Below are 16,462 nucleotides of genomic sequence, written 5' to 3'. Positions count from 1 at the left end.
CGGGCAGGCAAGTAAACCGCTCATACTTCTTCGCTATCTCTTCAGGGTTTATGAGTTGGCAGTGCTAGACTACCGATCGATCCGTATCCAGGTCTGTACTTTTCTCTATCATAGACTCAAGGCAAATTCTCTCTGAGGGAAGCAGTGGTTCCCCAGCAGATCCTGGGCAGTGCTTTTCCCATCCTTCGTGTGGCGGCTACACGCGTCTTTAAGCTTGAATATTTTGCTCGCTCATTGGCATTGCGATTCTTGGCGTTCGATTATTTTAATGTAAATTCAATTACTTATAACTTAAAGTTAAAGTAGCTTTAACTTTAAGTTGTGTGTGCGATGGCACATTATTTTCAGCTAATGAGACAGGGGGTAGACAAGAAGGGAGTATCTCTTGCCAAGAGAGTTATAAGTTAGATTTGCCTCTGGCGGAGGTGCTGCGTATGGAATTGCATCATGTAGGTATTCGAGGTCGAGATCACGGGGTCGTTAGCGATCTATGGAAGCAGTAAGACGGGCGAAGGCAAGTTAAGAAGTACAAAAAGGCTATCAGTCAACTCGAACTATTCAAACTGGTCAAACAGGTTTTGGCAGGCTTTAGCAAAATTGGGTTTTGCCAAAGCCTGTCCATGTGACATGAACTCATCACCGTTCTCTGGAGGAGGCAAGCCAAGAGCATTGCGCACAAAAAATACGTTTAGCGTTGGCGATCATTACTCGTCAGCATCGCAATACGGGTCATGGCGCCATTTCTTCCTGACGAGCTGATGCCATGCTTGGATTCAATACAAGAGGAACTTGAAGATTGTTGGGCAAAAGGACGAATTTGGAATTACTCGAATCATAGAGTTTGAAACGCAAATACCCATCGGTCAATGTTTTTGCGATAGTTTCTTGGGCTTTGGCTTGTCCCTCTGCTCGAATACGCAGACTGGCGGCTTCCCCTTCTGCGCGGATTTTTAACGAGTCGCCTTCCCCCTTTGCCCGCCTTCTGGCAATTTCTGCATCTTTGTTCGCAATGATCAGTTCAAAGTCTTTTTGCTCATTTTCCTGTTCTTTGGCCTGCTTCAGTTCAATGGATTTGAGCACCATTTGAGGCCACTCGATGTCTGACAGAGCGACACTCCGAATTTCAAGATGCCGATCTGTTAACTTTTCATCCAAGACTGCCTGAATTTTATGGGCAATTTCTGTGCTCCTTTCGGGTATGCTGACCATGGGATACCCTGAAATTACACTCCGCACCGCAGAAAGAAACTCTGGTTGTACGACCTTGGTGTACCAATTCGAGCCGACTTCCTGAACGAGGAAGTAAATTTCTTCCGGGATTGGCCTGATGATAATGGCGCTTTTTAAATTTACCTGAAGGTCATCCGAGCTTAGCGCATCAACCTTTTCATTATAACTTCCCCACTGAACCGGATACACATAGATGTCATTCCAGGGGGCTCGCCAATAAAACCCATCCTTGAGCGGTTCTTTCATGAGGCCTTCAGATAGAGGGTGCCATCGCAGTCCCCGTTCGCCCGGTTTCACTGACACTCCACAGCCCACAGAGGACAGAATACCGATAATAAGCCCACTGTATAAAATCCATGAAAGCGATTTCATTGTTTTCTCCATCTCTATCCGGTCCGTATATTTATCCCTAGCGGGTTTTCAAACTGACCTTGCTAGTCTTGAGCGGGAGCAATCCCACATGTCCAACGGCCATGTGTTCTCGTTCGTAGGCCGCTTTCATGTAGTAGTTTTCAAGCATCCTTGCACTGGTAGTCCATTCCGAGTCCGGGCCGAAGAGTTGTGCATAGCGTTCGGCCTTTGCATTAAAATCATGTGCCCTCTGCACCAAGCGAACTGCCTGTTGCAAATACTGTTTCACGATGAACTGTTGATCCTGGGACGGGTCTAAATTGTTTAGTGAGATGGGAGGTTTGCTTGGTCCATGACATCCTACGCTGATCGCGATCAAGATGAATAACACGCCTGTCATACACGATTGAGAAAATCGATACGTATTCATCGGCCGACCCCCTTTGAGATAATGGGAATAAAATTTCCTCTATTACGTCTTTCTCGCAACGACTAAGACGTTTAACCATTGTTTCTTAATGTTCTTGAATATCAAATTCTATACCAGATGTTTCAGGATGAGATTTTTCACGAAAATCGTATAAATTCAGAGAAAATTTAGGGAAGTGCTACATGTGCGATATGGCCTTGAACTCGTCAAGCCGTGCGATTTCCCACGTTCTCGGTGTTCGCATTCGCTCCACTCAAGCTCTAATCGGCAAATACGACAAGACCCGCGCGGTAGATGTTGAACCGTACGGAAGTTATTTCAAACGGCTATAGCGAGGCCTATCACGAGTTGAAGGGCAGGTTTCTTCTTATGACGTGCAAACTGGCCAAGGCCAGAGGGTATGGCTGGACCGTCAAGTGGAGAGCATGGTCTACGCCTTGATGCGTTCCAGAGCCATGCGGTTAGCGACAGTCAAGGGAGGTAGGTGATCGCGTAGTGACGTCGTTAAGATCTGATGAACGGTATGGTGGATTTTGGCAATCCAAGGAGCCACTCGTCGTTGGTGCAAAATTTCGCGCACCACGAGCTGGATGAGCCCCCCGGCATTCAGGACGTAATCCGGCACATGAAGGATGTCGCGTTTCATGACACGATGTGGGTCATGTTCTTCATCGGAAAATTGATTGTTCGCTCCTCCGGCGATGATTTTGGCTTTGAGTGACGGAATGGTCTTGGCATTCAAGACTCCTCCGAGAGCGCACGGCGCAAAAAAATCTGTGGAAACGCGATGAATTTTTTCTATTGGAACAATGGAGGCATTCCAAGCTTTCTGTGCCCGCATGGTACGTTTCGGATGTAAGTCGGCGACGATCAGCCTGGCGCCTTGTTTAGACAAAAGGCTTCCCAAATGCCATCCCACATGACCGATTCCCTGAATCGCCACGGTTTTTTCGCGCAGATCTTGAGTGCCGTAGACGAGCTGACTGGCGGCCTGCATACCCGCCAACACGCCTTTAGCTGTTGAGAGGGACGGGTCTCCGCTGCCGCCATGCTTTCCTGTCGTTCCCGTGACATGGCGGGTCTGTTCCGACACCACATTTAAATCTTCAGGGAGAATCCCGGAATCCTTCGCCGCGATGTATTTTCCATCGAGTGAATCAATGAATTTGCCCATCGAGAGCAGCAAGGGACGCGTTTTGTCAGTTTCGGGATTGCCAATAATCACTGCCTTCCCGCCGCCAATTTCTAACCCTGAGATTGCAGCTTTTTTACTCATGGCTTCTGCCAGGCGAAGGACATCGTGGAGGGCTTCTCTTTCAGAGTTGTAGGGCCACATGCGAATTCCTCCTAATGAGGGACCGCGCCGGGTGGAATGGACGGCAATAATCGCATGTAAATTGCTGGACGGATCTTTCCCCGCTACGACGGTTTCAAACCCTTTGATCTTTAGGCGTTGAATGTTGATCATGATCGTGAGGCAAGCTTTTCTGTCATCTTACGCGGGATTGTATCCTATGACAAAGGATCTCAATGAAGAAAATGTAGAGACACTGAGGGAGTCAGCCTTGCTAGGATAACCGGAAATCAAAAGCCAAACGTATGCCCAGTCTGGGTAGCGACAACGATACGTGCAATTGCCGTGTGGATGTCTTGACCTCCAAGGTCTCATGTCATCGCTGTTCTCTATCCTTGAGCTTCACCGATATGGCATACTCTTCGGCACTTGAGTCCGTTCGTCTCTGTCTACTTTTTTCGAAGGAACATGGTTGTAGGCTATGGTGCTAACAAAAGCTGTGGTCAAAGATGCATGCCCCTATAATTTCTCAAAAACTGGCAATGCCGTCACTGGGGTTGTTTATTCATTCGGGTCAGCAACAAAGGGGAATTGTTTATGGCAAATGAAGGGTACCACGAACCAGTTTCCGAGTTGAACGATGAGACACGAGATATGCATCGGGCTATCACTTCCCTTATGGAAGAGTTGGAAGCCGTGGATTGGTATAACCAACGCGTGCATGTCTGTAAGGATGCCGAGTTGCGTGCGATTTTAGAACATAACCGTGATGAAGAAAAGGAGCATGCTGCTATGGTTCTAGAATGGATCTGTCGGCAAGATGCGACCTTTCATAAGGAATTAAAAGAATATCTATTTACGACCAAGCCACTTGGGCATGACTGATGCTTTTCGTCTCAACGATGCCGCGTTGGGGACGTGGGGCCAGCCATTTTATGTGAAGGGGATGTGATGCTGCTCATCTTAACTCCAATCATCTTGCTTGGTTTTGCGTTTAATCTCTTTTTCCTCGGGGGAACCGGATTGAGTGCAGAGCCGGAGAAGGTAGAGCAATTCGTCAAGGCCCGGATTGAGATAGGCGAAATGATGACGGATTATTTTTCGGGAGGACGGGGGTATGGAGGCGGACGTCCATCGCCTGATCAGATGCGTGATATGCGAGAGGATATCAATGCGAAATTACGCCAGTTGTTAGGCAAACATGGGTTGACGTTAGAGGAGTATACCCGGGAAAGCTCCGGCATCTTTGCCGATAACGCGACGGTGCAAGATTTTCTGAGTCAGCATCCGGACTTGAAGAAACGCTATGAGGCTCTTCCCTTCGATCGAATGGGGACCGGTGGCCGGAGTGGGCGAGGCTATTAGTTGATGAAGAGTTATGAATGGACTTCATGCTTTGTGAGGCTACGTAGGTCGTAACGATCGCTGCTTCTCAGAATTCGTGCCATGGCCCACACGATACCTTCTATCCCATATCCTGTCATTGATTTTCTCTCCGGTGAGAGGACGTACCGTCGAAAATACGGTCATGCAGGGGGAGAAGCAATTGGTCGGGCGGTCGGGATCAAGCGTGGCTATCGGCCCAATGTTATTGATGCGACGGCTGGATTAGGGCGCGATGCGTTTGTTCTGGCGACGATGGGTTGTTGCGTACATATGATTGAGCGCTCAGCCGTTATCGCTCGTCTCCTTGACGGGGCGTTAAGTCGAGCCGCGAAGGATGAAACGATTGGCTCGCTCATTCAGGAAAAGTTATCACTGACGTATGGGGATAGTCGAAAAGCCATGTGGCTCGTTCCCTTTAACCCCGAGGTGATTTATCTGGATCCAATGTACCCTCCCAAACAAAAATCAGCACTCGTGAAAAAGGACATACGACTCTTGCAGCAGATCGTCGGGCCAGATCATGATGCTGCTGAATTACTTCTCTTGGCAAGAAAAATTGCGACTAACCGCGTCGTCATCAAGCGACCGGCATATGCGGAGTTTCTCGGACATATCAAACCTCACACGTCGGTCAAAACCAGAAAACACCGATTTGATATATATCTCACCTCCGCAAAGTCAGCCTCACACTGATGGTGTGCACGCTCTATCGAGAATCTATGGTATTGAGTCGGGCTCGTTTCTGGCTCGTGGCCTTTCTCGGCACAACGCTTTGGATTGGATGTGCGGCGCAGCCCGTAACGGTTTCCTGTCATACTTCTACTCCACACATTGATGATCTTCCCACGCGCGGGATTGCCGCGCATCGTGGAGGCCGTATGGGATGTCCAAGCAATACGCTTGGGGCATTTCAGCGGGCCATTTGTCTTGGCGTGCATCAGATAGAGTTAGATGCGCGGATGACCAAGGACCGTGTGCTGGTCATAGCCCATGATGATGTGATGGCAGATGTGGATGGAAATGTCCTGCGTATCTCTCAATCCACTCTATGGGAGGTTCGACGGTTAAACCTTGGGGCGTGCACGGATGGGGCAATGTGCGATCAGCATATTCCGACGCTCGAGGAAGTCCTTGCCATGATGCCGCTGAATATTTGGGTCAATCTTGATGTGAAGGAAAATCACCCTGAGGCCGGTCGCCTGGCGGTCGAAGTGGTGTCTCACGCCAATCGGTTACCACAAGTTATCTTTAGTGTGCGTGACAAGGCGGCTCCAGCCATTCGTCAATTCGAGGAAAAAACAGGCAAGCCTGTTTGGATTTCAAACATGAGTCGCAGGCTGTTCCGTCGCCAGTACGTCGATACCACGATTGCTTCATGCGATGAATTTATTCAGCTCGTCAATCTTCCTCTTTTGTTCCGCGGCAAGCCATGTGAGGATACTGTCAACCGTTTGAAGCAGGCAGGGGTTTTCGTCAATTATTCCTGGCTTCGCGAGGATAACGAATCGTCATTGCGAGATGAATTAGGTGACCTCTTTGAGCGCCGAGTCAATTTTGTCCTGGTCGATCACCCTGATGTCGCGATGCAGGCCGCCCACTCACTAGGCATCTCCCCCGTTGAACCCCGTTGGAGGGGTGTTCCGCCTTTTTCCTGCCCTGCACCGACAACTTGCGTACCAGCTCACTACTAATTCGCTAATTCAAGCGGAGAGTTCACGCCGAATCACAATCTTGTGTTAAAACTTTGTGATGGTCAGCGTTCTGAGTGCTTGCAGCTTCATAGAAATCTGTTCTTCGAGTTGCCGGATAGTCGAGAATGAGAGGGCCCATTCCCAGAGCATCACCCCTAAAAATCCTCCAAACGTATCGGCCATCAGATCCAGGGCTTCCAATTGCCGAAGGGGAGTGAACATTTGATGAAATTCATCGGCGAGTCCAAAGATGGTGACCGCACAAACCGTGGTGAACGCAGCAGCGGTTCCAAGCTGAGGACCCCATGTAGCACGGATCGCGCGGTACATGAGTAATCCGAGTATCGTATATTCGGCAAGATGATAGAGTTTGTCGTTGATTCTCGTGAACACTCCAATTGGAACGGAAAAAAAGGCGTGACTGAAATTTTCCAAGTGGATTTTGGGAGTCGAGAGCGATGAGAATAGGGTAATTGTCCCAGCATAGAGTAAGAGCGGAAGCCAATAGCCGATGAGGCGGACGATATCATTTTCTTGCATGTGACCGTTGGGAGGCGGGAGATTTTCCGCGTTCTCCGCGATGTCATAGCTGTTTCTTTTAACGGGCTTTTTTGATGATCCGTCCACTATTTACTCTCCATGTTTACCAGCGGTTTGCAACCGCTTGTTTGTACCATACGAGTTCATCAATATGACAGCAACAGGAATGTATGATGAGATATGATGGACAATAGAAAATAGTCTCTACGGTTTTTTCGGAAAAATGAGGCCAATTCATGATCTCGGCCAATATCTTTGGTGTCGGGTGCTGGATTCTGTCTGCAGATGCGGAAGATAAAGCATGATGCGTGCCGGCATGGCAGACGGTTGTGTCAAAACGCTCTTCAGAAGGCTGTCGAGGATGTTCTTGAATAACGCGTCGTGAACCTCAGGGAGAACGCACGGTTCCTCTTTCCGAATGCTGGCAGATCTGGTTTTGTTTGTTCATCTTGCATTCATCGTCTTCGTGTTGTTAGGAGGACTGTTTGCCTTGCGCTGGTGGTGGATTCCCTGGATTCACCTTCCTGCGGTACTCTGGGCCGTCGCACTGGAATTCGGGGGGTGGATCTGTCCACTGACCCCTCTGGAGAATTGGCTCAGGCAGGCCAGTGGTGAGGCTGGGTACGCGGGAGGCTTCATTGAGCATTATATAACGCCCATCATCTATCCCAAGGGACTGACTGATACCGTTCAATGGGTTCTGGGTTGTGTTGTTCTACTGATGAATCTTGGAATATACGCTGTCGTGTATTCAAAAAACGAAAATTTCATAAGACAAGCGAAGTTTCGTAAGCGGAAAAATTCTGGTTAGATTTGATATACTGTCTTTATTTACAAGGAGTTGCGCTGTGAATAGGTTGAAGGAGCAACTGTATCGATCCATGCTCGTGTTTTTCTTGATTTCGCAGTTCGCAGTTGGGGGCGTTCGCGCGTATGAAGAAATTCCTGTGAACAATGGAGCGTCGGTGAAAGGGACTGTGAAGTTATCCGGGCCGGTGCCATCGCCTCTTCGTTTCAGACTGACGATGGGCGCGTATCCGGAACATTGCCGGCCTCTTGCGGATACGGATGGAAATGTCTTGTTGCCTCGTGCCAGGGTATCAAAAGACCAGAATGTTCAAGATGCTGTCGTCTTCATTCAGGGACTGGAGCGTGGAAAGCCACAAGGCAAAGAAGGGCCAAAGCTGACGGTCAATCGTTGCCAGTTTGATCAATTGGTGTTAGCTGGAATGGATGGAACGGCATTGTCCCTGGTGATGAATGACACGGTCCTGCATCCGTTACGGGGATGGGAAATGCTGAATGAGGGACGAATTCCCTTGTTTCATTTTCCTACCATGGAAACGGGGGAAGAACAATCCGCCAAACTCACGACTCGACGCAGCGGAATGGTGAAGGTTGAATGTGATCAACATCGATTCATGCAAGCGTGGATTCTTGTTCCGATCAATCCATATTTTTCCAAAACCGATGAGGACGGTCAGTTTCAGATTGACGACATTCCACCCGGTACCTATACAGTGAGTGTTTGGCACCCTTCCCTCGGATATCTCGAGCAGCCCTTAACCGTCGGGGCCAATGAACAGCAATCGCTGACATTTCAATTTCACACGACACATCCTGAAAAGAATCAGGTTCAATAGGATTGATCATGAAGACGAAGACAAAATTATTAGTGAACGTTATTGGCATCGTGCTGATGCTCACAGGCGATTGTTTGGCCTCAGATTCAGCTCCCAATATTATCAAGTTCGATAATCAATCGGGTCGAAATGCCGTCGTCAGAATCATCGGTCCGACCAAAACCGTTGCTAAAATGCAGCGTGATGAAACCCGTACGGTCCGGGTGAAATTCGGCGAGTACCACATTCTTGTACGGTACGGAGATAGTGCCAAAGAATATACCTACACCAAGAGCGCGAGATTTACGGTGGCGAAAACGGATGGAAAGTTCTCAATCATTACCTTTATACTCCATCGCGGAGGGGAGGGGACGTTTGACTCTTTGCCGGTGTCCGGTGAAGAATTCGAAAGGAAGCCCTAGCTGAGCCTTTTTAGGGAGATCATGAGTTTACGGATTCATGTAGAAGCGATCTACGAAGGCCTGCGTGCCTTACTCGGGACCCATGACTCAGAGCTGGTGCAAGCGAAGCTTGAACGTGGACTGCGACATATCGTCCCTCATTGGAGTGAGAACATCCCCGATTGTCCCGGTTGGTATTGGTACAAGGCTCCAGGCGTGAGCGATCCGAAATTACTGCTCGTCAGTCATGGCCGTATCGATACGAAACTGATGGCGGACTTGGGTCCACCTCACCACCTTGTGGATGTGCAACGGATAAAAGGGACATGGGCTGGCCCGATCGTCCCACCGACGGAATAAGAACCTTTCCCCAACTCATGGCTCATCGTGTAAATCGCCTCTTTATTCGCGACCCAGTGACGACATATCAATCACGAATCGAAAGCGAACATCGCCGCGCATGATCCGTTCATAGGCTTCGTTCACTCCTTGAATCGGGATGATTTCCACCTCTGATTCGATGCGATTCTCAGCGCAGAAGTCGAGCATTTCTTGCGTTTCCGGTATTCCGCCAATGAGTGAGCCCACCATGCGACGCCTTCTCATGACGAGTGGAAAAGCGCCAAGGGGTGTAGGTTGTTCAGGTGCTCCAACCAGGATCAATGTCCCATCAGTTTTGAGCATTTCCAGGCAGCTGGTATAGTCATGAGGAGCAGAGACCGTATCGATAATAAAGTCAAAACGACCGGCCAACGATGCGTTCGACGCTTGTCCATTCACCAGGGCAAAGTCTTTGGCTCCTAACCGTGCGGCATCTGGTTGTTTGGAGCTCGAACGGCTCAGGACGGTGACTTCAGCGCCTAGGGCATTTCCGAGTTGCACGGCCATGTGTCCGAGACCCCCGAGTCCGAGCACGCCAAGTTTATGGCCGTGTCCCACGTTCCAATGCTTCAGAGGCGAATAGGTCGTAATGCCGGCACATAAGAGGGGCGCTGCCCCAGCTGCAGTCAGAGAAGTCGGAATATGGAAAACGAACCGTTGATCGACGACAATGTGAGTCGAATACCCTCCGTATGTCGGCTCTCCCGCTTTATCTCGGCTGTTATAGGTAAAGACGAGCCCATCCTGGCAATATTGCTCGAGTCCCCGTTGACACGAATGACAGGTTTGACAGCTATCGACTAGACAGCCAACGCCAACCGTTTCCCCCGGATGGAAGCTTTTGACATCGGTCCCAATGGCGAGCACTGTCCCTACGATCTCGTGGCCAGGGACCATCGGAAAGATCGATCCACCCCATTCGTCTCGTGCCTGATGAATATCAGAGTGACAGATACCACAATGGCTGATCGTAATGTGGACATCATTTGGTCCAATGGCTCTCCGTTCAAAACGAAAGGGTTCAAGGGCTTTTCCGGCTTCTAATGCTGCGTAACCATTTGTCGAAGACATTGGAGGCTCCTAGTTGGAGAATGGAATGTGTGAAGCACGTGTTGAATTGATGAGAACGAGCCTTCATCATGACATACTGGCTGATGAATCGTCGAGTTCAATAAGAAACTCACGCCTAAGAGGGGGAACGTTATGCGTTATGTGCATCTTGGTCGATCGGGATTAAAAGTCAGCCGCATGTGTTTGGGGACGATGAATTTTGGCCCCCATACGACGGAACCAGATAGCTTTGCCATCATGGATCGTGCGCTGGAGTTGGGTATCAATTTTTTTGATACCGCCAATGTCTACGGGTGGAAAACGGGGGAGGGGATTACCGAACAGATCGTCGGGCGATGGTTGGCGCAAGGACAGGGCCGTCGAGACAAGATCGTGTTAGCCACGAAGGTATTTGGTCGAATGGGGGAATGGCCGAATCAATCACGGCTTTCGGCCCGTCACATCAAGCAAGCCTGTGAAGGGAGCTTACGACGCTTACAGACTGACTACATTGATCTGTATCAAATGCACCATGTGGATCGTGAATCACCTTGGGAGGAAATCTGGCAGGCCATGGAGCAATTATGCCGCGAAGGGAAGATCTTGTATGTTGGGAGCAGTAACTTCGCCGGATGGCACCTTGCGCAGGCGCAGGAAATGGCCAAGAGCCGGCATTTTCTTGGCCTGGTGTCAGAGCAGAGTTTGTACAATCTCAACGATCGTATGATTGAGCTTGAAGTCATCCCTGCCTGTGAAGCGTATGGCATTGGCCTCATCCCCTGGAGCCCCGTGGCACGCGGATTACTGGCTGGATCACTCAACCATGTCAAGAGCGGCCGCAGAGCGGATGAGGATTTACAAAAAGATGTTGAGAAATACCGTCCTCGCTTGGAGGCTTATGAAAATCTATGTGGAGAGTTAGGCGAAGAACCAGCCAATGTCGCTTTGGCCTGGCTGCTTTATCAGAAAGCCGTGACATCACCCATCGTTGGGCCTCGGACTATCGAACAGCTAAACGGGATAACAAGCGCGTGTAATATTTCACTTTCAGATACTACTCTCGAGCGATTGGATGAAATTTTTCCTGGTCCTGGCGGCCCTGCGCCGGAAGCCTATGCCTGGTGAACCGCACAGAGCCGGGTCGCTTCAGTTTTGTCCTGAAGCGACCGGATCACAATCACCACGAAAACTTACTTGCCTGTGTGTTTCACGTAGAGGAACACGTTGTCGGGAATTTCACGCTTAATAGGCGTATTTCGACGAATCACATCAGCGAGGGTGGTTCTATTGAAACGGGCAATACGTTTGGGCGAAAAGGCATTCTGGTACCAGAATCGATCGCCATCTCTTAAGCGTTCGAACTGGTCTGTGAGAATGGCAAAGAACAGCTCTCCCACCATGGCCTGTCTGTACTGGTCCTCGGCGAGACCTCCTACCCAGAGATCGACTTGTTCCACGGAAATATAGGCGTCGGCGAGCCGCTGCTGTAGCTGAGTGTCGGAAGTTATATCAGCAAATGTCGTAGCGGGTGATAATCCCATGGCAATGCGGGCATCGTTATAACTGGGTAAGCCATGGTCGCGACCGCGTTGAATGTTGAGGGATGCCAGATCGAATCCGCCAGAGCCAGGAGGACCGAATAGAAAGTTTCGGACATCGTCGATTACGTAGGGGTCGATTTCTTGCGCCTGCTGCTGGGAGAGTCCCCGGAGGATGGGGGCGATGCCTCCTTCGTCAGTAATTCGCCAGGGAGCAAAAAATGCGTCACGAAGTGCCAAATGACCGGCCTGAATCGGTTTGCCGTTTTTCTTTAATCGCAAAAGCTGTGGAGACAGCATGCTATGACCCAGTCGATAGGCTGCAGTCGAAAAAACATTCGCGATGCTCGGGTTTACCCAAGGTCTGTACCCACGATACGGGCGAAGCGCATGTTTGCCTAGCAATACCGGAAGAAATTCGTTATAGGTAATGACTTGAATAAGCGCGCCCACTTGCCGTCGTGCTTTCTCGTAGATTTCATCTCCCGTCAGGGTTTCATGTCGCTTTCTGATTTTGTTCGCAAGACGATTGTGCTCTCGAACGAACAGGGTGTGCATGGCGGTGAGGCCGATTTGTTCGTTGGCCCGAATGTCCCCGGCTAAGAAGAGAGTTGGGTCCGGTCCTCCGGCATTCGGCAACCCGTCAATATTATAAGGAAGGAATCGTCCTGCGCTCATTTTCAGTCTGCCTGTTCCATCATTGGTGCGAAGAGCCTGAGCGCGAACCGGATCCGATCCGTAGACCATGGATGCGTCGAGAAATGCAGTAATCTGATTCATTTGTTGTCGTGGACTGGAGTCGGGACGATATTCCGAGCGGACGAACGGGATGATTTTAGTGCCGGTGGCACTAGGATCAAAGTATCTATCACCGGTTGGGACAGGAATGTCGAATGGTTCGTTTGGGTGTGCGCTCTCTGTCAGGTCAATATCATGATCGATAAATTGTCCCCACTGCCAGAGAAAGTCTGTTGCCCGTTTCGAATTGTAGGTTGACTGCATTTGCGACACGACAATGTTCGAAATCATACGGGCGCTCGGCCGTGTGGCTCCTGACGGAGTACCTTGTGCGTCCGCATAGTCAGCATCCATGAGTCGCATCAGTGGAGTATTCGTGCTTCCCCACTCAGAATTGTGAAGATGATTGTGGGTTCCATCTATCGAACGGGGTTCGAACGCATGAAGTTCTGATGCCCCGAGTCCCAATAGAGTCGTCAGTGTAAGACCCGCGATGAACATGTGCGTACTGGTAGCAGAGCCACATGGTGTTCGTGGTACATGCGATCGGTAACGTAACATGGTGTTCTCCTCTTGCAATGGTGTGGACTGTCTGTTGGGGACTTTTCCCGTTAAACTGACTTCTTGGTTGACATGCCTCATTCGTCACAGAGGGAATGCTCGATGATTCTCCCTGGTTCGTGAATGTCCAGTCACGGTAGGCAGTCGACCTCGTCGCTCACCATCCCTCGAAAGAGTGGTGGCGTGACCAATCTCTCGCTACGGAGATGACTATTCACCATGATGTGCAAAGATTCATGAATATACGGGAAATTGCGATCGAATGCGGTCGTTGAAGGAATGTGGAAAGGCCTAGGAGGATATCAATGGGAGATGAAGGAAGAACCCAGGGCTTGTTCAACGGGGAATATTCTATGCTTTTTCGTGATGTTTTTTGTGATTGTCTTCGATCGTACCGGGGAGTCAGGCAGCGGATGGGTATCGAATATCAATTCGACTTTTTATTTTCCAGCTCTGTCCAACGAGTATAAAGTCGTTCGACAGTCTGCTCGGCGGCGGAGAGAGCGTGGATGGCGTCTTGCAATTTCGTATGATTCGTGACCACGTCCGATCTCTCGATTTCTTTCAGGCAGGCATCGCGTTTGGTTTCGGCCTCGATGATGCGAGCTTCCATCGAGTCGTATTCCCGTTGTTCGTGGAATGACAATTTCTTGGTCTTAGCTTTCGATTGTCGGTGGTCTTCGAGCGGTTCTTGTTTCTCTGGTTTCTTAGGCTTGGCTTGTCGGTTCCGAAGCCATGATTCCCATTGTGCGTAGTCTGCGAACAGTCCAAACCCGCCCTGACCATCGAGCCCGATGAATTGTGAGCATACTTGGGTGAGCATGTAGCGGTCATGCGTGACGAGGAGCAAGGCCCCTGAAAACTCGAGAAGGCTTTCTTCTAAGGTTTCGCGTGTGGGGATATCAAGGTCATTGGTGGGTTCATCCACGATTAACACATCGGCTGGTTGCAACATGAGCCGGGCGATGACTGCGCGAGCCTGTTCACCCCCCGACAACGATTTCATCGTCAGATCCAGTTGCTCAGGCTGGAAACGAAACCGTTTTGCCCAGGCCGTGATGTGAATGGCTTTGCCGCGGTGCTCGACCGATTGTCCGGTATCCGAAAGCATCCGACGCAATGTGGTCTCCGGATCGATGCGCTCACGGTTTTGATCAAAATAGACGACCTGAAGTTTTTCAGCATATCGAACGCTCCCATGATCCGGTTCGAGTTCTTTGGCGAGCAATTTTAAAAGCGTGGATTTCCCTGAACCGTTGTGCCCCACGATGCCCATCGCGGTGCCGGGTGTGAGGAGGATGTCGAGGTTTCGAATGATCGTTCGTGCTCCGAAGGCTTTAGAGAGTGCCGTGGCTTCGATTAACTGTTTAGTCTGCCGTCCCGAAGAGACGAAATCGATCGTCGTCTCGTGTTGGCGCAGACGTGTCGCGGTCTCCGCGAGTTCTGCCTGCAATGCGTGAGCGGAATCGATCCGAAATTTGGCCTTGCTCGTTCGGGCCTTTGGCCCACGTCGCAACCATTCTTCTTCTCGACGGACTTTATTTTCCAAACTTTGAGCTTGTTGTCTCTGAGTGTGATGATGGGCTTCTCGTTGCTTAAGAAACTGGGTATAGGTTCCTGTCACGAAAAACATTCCATTGACGTATCGTGCATGTATTTCAGCGATTTTATTGGTGGCATGTTCAAGGAACCACCGGTCGTGGCTGACCATAATCCAGGGCCATGGTGCGCGGGTCATCACCTGCTCCAACCATTGTAAGCCCTCAAAGTCGAGATGGTTGGTCGGTTCGTCCAGCAACATGACATCCGGATTTTGGATCTCGCCGCAAGCAATCGCCAGTCGTTTTTTCCATCCACCCGACAGGGTGTGCGTCAGTTGATGGGTATCATCAAATCCGCTTCGCCCTAAGAGTTCTCCCACACGAATGCTCGCCTCTTCTGAAGGCACGCCAGAAGCCGTTGCGAAACGTTCCAGCTCTTCTCGGACCGTGGCATTGGGCCTGAATACCGGCTGTTGAGGAATATAGGCGATGCGGAGATGCTGCCGGCGAGTGACTGAACCTGCATCGGATGATTCTTGCCCGGCCAGGATTTTGAGCAACGTGCTCTTTCCCGAGCCGTTCGGTCCGATAAGACCTATGCGATCCTCCTCAGAGACCCCGATTGTGACGTTGTTGAAGAGTTGACGAACGCCAAAGGCCTTGGACAACTGCTGTCCGTAAATGAGGGCAGACATACCGAACAGGACTTACTCGTGAGCCAGGGACATATTGGTGCTCAGGCGTGAAAAGATCGGTGGATCATCGTTGGCGCAGAAATCTAGGGCGATCGCGAAGGGCCACCATGCGAATTAAATCCCGCACTGACAGGATGCCGACTATTTTTCCGTTTTCGGTGACTGGGAGATGTCGGATCCACTTTTCTGCCATGAGGTCGCTGGCATCATGAACCGTTCGGTTGATATCGATCCCAATGATGGGCTTATTCATGATCGTGCGGGTTTTGATCTGTTGTGGATCCAATTCTTCTGCGATGACCTTTTGAATGAGGTCTCGTTCAGTGACGATCCCCGCCCATTCACCGTTTTCCGTCACGAGTAGGGCTCCAATATGTTTATTCGCCATGTGAGCCGCTGCCGTGGCGACGGTTTCTTCTCCCGCGATCTGCTCAATGGCTGTTTGCATGAGCACGCTGAGTGGGCGATAGACGTCATCCAAGTCGCGAATTGGGCCGGATTCCGCGTAAACAAAATGCCTGACGAGATCACGGATAGAAATCATTCCGACGATTTCATCTCCGTCAGTGACACACAGATGGCGAACGCCTTGGCGTTCCATCACATGACTGACATCGAGCATGGAACGGTGAGACTCGATCGTTTGTAGGGGGCTCGCCATGATCTGCCGGACCGTCCACCCCTTTTCAGTCGAGTCATGTGACATGCCCCGCCGCACAAGGTCAGTCTCGGAGACCAGGCCGGTAATTTGGTGATCGTGAGCCTCCGACTCTTTATCGTGCACGACTAGACAACCGATCCTGTGTTGAGTCATCTTTTGAGCCGCTTCGATGAGACTTGTTTGCTCGTTCACCATTTCGAGGGTTTCTTGCATGAAATCAGCGACGCGGGCTGATGGAATGTCGGTCATGAGGCCTCCTGTTCTTGCGCAACGTATGATGGTGTCTCAAAGAATGGTCTGCGATTTATGAATGCGCCGCGAATATAGCATATTTTCAAGAAGGGAGACAGTT

General features: G+C 50.3%; 17 protein-coding genes. 9 read left to right on the top strand and 8 right to left on the bottom strand.

Annotated features, from left to right (window positions below; all coding sequences use genetic code 11):
- Positions 1 to 729: 729 nt before the first annotated feature.
- The 3 genes from MRJ96_15725 to MRJ96_15715 form a co-directional block, all read right to left on the bottom strand.
- Positions 730 to 1,602, bottom strand: a complete 873-nt coding sequence (locus tag MRJ96_15725; GenBank protein ID MDR4502893.1) for a prohibitin family protein — start codon at positions 1,600 to 1,602, stop codon at positions 730 to 732.
- 37 nt (positions 1,603 to 1,639) lie between these two features.
- Complete coding sequence (locus MRJ96_15720) at positions 1,640 to 2,011, bottom strand: hypothetical protein (protein ID MDR4502892.1); 372 nt, start codon at positions 2,009 to 2,011, stop codon at positions 1,640 to 1,642.
- 430 nt (positions 2,012 to 2,441) lie between these two features.
- Positions 2,442 to 3,479: a leucine dehydrogenase gene (locus MRJ96_15715; GenBank protein ID MDR4502891.1), complete on the bottom strand. Its 1,038-nt coding sequence runs from the start codon at positions 3,477 to 3,479 to the stop codon at positions 2,442 to 2,444.
- Between the two features lie 423 nt (positions 3,480 to 3,902).
- Between MRJ96_15715 and MRJ96_15710 the strand changes: the two genes are divergently transcribed.
- The 4 genes from MRJ96_15710 (at position 3,903) to MRJ96_15695 (ending at position 6,382) form a co-directional block, all read left to right on the top strand.
- A complete protein-coding gene (locus MRJ96_15710; GenBank protein ID MDR4502890.1) occupies positions 3,903 to 4,190 on the top strand; it encodes a hypothetical protein in 288 nt (95 codons plus the stop codon).
- Between the two features lie 33 nt (positions 4,191 to 4,223).
- On the top strand, positions 4,224 to 4,670 hold the full coding sequence (locus MRJ96_15705) for a hypothetical protein (protein ID MDR4502889.1): 447 nt from the start codon (positions 4,224 to 4,226) through the stop codon (positions 4,668 to 4,670).
- A gap of 81 nt (positions 4,671 to 4,751) precedes the next feature.
- Entirely contained in the window at positions 4,752 to 5,384 is a 633-nt protein-coding gene (locus tag MRJ96_15700) for a class I SAM-dependent methyltransferase (GenBank protein ID MDR4502888.1), read from the top strand.
- A 26-nt stretch (positions 5,385 to 5,410) separates the two neighbouring features.
- Positions 5,411 to 6,382, top strand: coding sequence for a glycerophosphodiester phosphodiesterase family protein (locus MRJ96_15695; GenBank protein MDR4502887.1), 972 nt, complete (start codon positions 5,411 to 5,413; stop codon positions 6,380 to 6,382).
- Positions 6,383 to 6,427: 45 nt separating this feature from the next.
- On the opposite strand, the gene MRJ96_15690 is transcribed toward MRJ96_15695, so the two are convergent.
- Positions 6,428 to 7,009, bottom strand: coding sequence for a VanZ family protein (locus MRJ96_15690; GenBank protein MDR4502886.1), 582 nt, complete (start codon positions 7,007 to 7,009; stop codon positions 6,428 to 6,430).
- Between the two features lie 349 nt (positions 7,010 to 7,358).
- On the opposite strand from MRJ96_15690, the gene MRJ96_15685 reads away from it, so the two are divergent.
- Genes MRJ96_15685 through MRJ96_15670 form a run of 4 tightly spaced genes read left to right on the top strand, consistent with a single transcriptional unit; the run spans position 7,359 to position 9,305 of the window.
- Positions 7,359 to 7,733, top strand: coding sequence for a DUF2784 domain-containing protein (locus tag MRJ96_15685; GenBank protein ID MDR4502885.1), 375 nt, complete (start codon positions 7,359 to 7,361; stop codon positions 7,731 to 7,733).
- A 37-nt stretch (positions 7,734 to 7,770) separates the two neighbouring features.
- Positions 7,771 to 8,565, top strand: a complete 795-nt coding sequence (locus MRJ96_15680) for a carboxypeptidase-like regulatory domain-containing protein (protein ID MDR4502884.1) — start codon at positions 7,771 to 7,773, stop codon at positions 8,563 to 8,565.
- Positions 8,566 to 8,573: 8 nt separating this feature from the next.
- Positions 8,574 to 8,966, top strand: a complete 393-nt coding sequence (locus tag MRJ96_15675) for a hypothetical protein (protein MDR4502883.1) — start codon at positions 8,574 to 8,576, stop codon at positions 8,964 to 8,966.
- A gap of 21 nt (positions 8,967 to 8,987) precedes the next feature.
- A complete protein-coding gene (locus MRJ96_15670; GenBank protein ID MDR4502882.1) occupies positions 8,988 to 9,305 on the top strand; it encodes a hypothetical protein in 318 nt (105 codons plus the stop codon).
- Between the two features lie 42 nt (positions 9,306 to 9,347).
- Here MRJ96_15670 and MRJ96_15665 read toward each other — a convergent pair whose 3' ends face one another.
- Positions 9,348 to 10,397: an NAD(P)-dependent alcohol dehydrogenase gene (locus MRJ96_15665; protein ID MDR4502881.1), complete on the bottom strand. Its 1,050-nt coding sequence runs from the start codon at positions 10,395 to 10,397 to the stop codon at positions 9,348 to 9,350.
- Between the two features lie 132 nt (positions 10,398 to 10,529).
- Here MRJ96_15665 and MRJ96_15660 point away from each other — a divergent pair, with 132 nt between their 5' ends.
- A complete protein-coding gene (locus tag MRJ96_15660) occupies positions 10,530 to 11,501 on the top strand; it encodes an aldo/keto reductase (protein MDR4502880.1) in 972 nt (323 codons plus the stop codon).
- 65 nt (positions 11,502 to 11,566) lie between these two features.
- On the opposite strand, the gene MRJ96_15655 is transcribed toward MRJ96_15660, so the two are convergent.
- The 3 genes from MRJ96_15655 to MRJ96_15645 form a co-directional block, all read right to left on the bottom strand.
- Positions 11,567 to 13,213 carry a hypothetical protein gene (locus tag MRJ96_15655; GenBank protein MDR4502879.1) on the bottom strand — a complete coding sequence of 549 codons (1,647 nt, stop codon included), beginning with the start codon at positions 13,211 to 13,213 and terminating at the stop codon, positions 11,567 to 11,569.
- 427 nt (positions 13,214 to 13,640) lie between these two features.
- A complete protein-coding gene (locus MRJ96_15650; protein MDR4502878.1) occupies positions 13,641 to 15,449 on the bottom strand; it encodes an ABC-F family ATP-binding cassette domain-containing protein in 1,809 nt (602 codons plus the stop codon).
- A 64-nt stretch (positions 15,450 to 15,513) separates the two neighbouring features.
- Complete coding sequence (locus tag MRJ96_15645) at positions 15,514 to 16,359, bottom strand: CBS domain-containing protein (protein MDR4502877.1); 846 nt, start codon at positions 16,357 to 16,359, stop codon at positions 15,514 to 15,516.
- Positions 16,360 to 16,462: the final 103 nt, after the last annotated feature.

It is taken from the genome of Nitrospirales bacterium, assembly GCA_031315865.1.
Lineage (GTDB): Bacteria > Nitrospirota > Nitrospiria > Nitrospirales > UBA8639 > JAGQKC01.
Note: the sequence above shows the minus strand (reverse complement) of the source record. Positions and strands in the feature narration are given on the sequence as shown.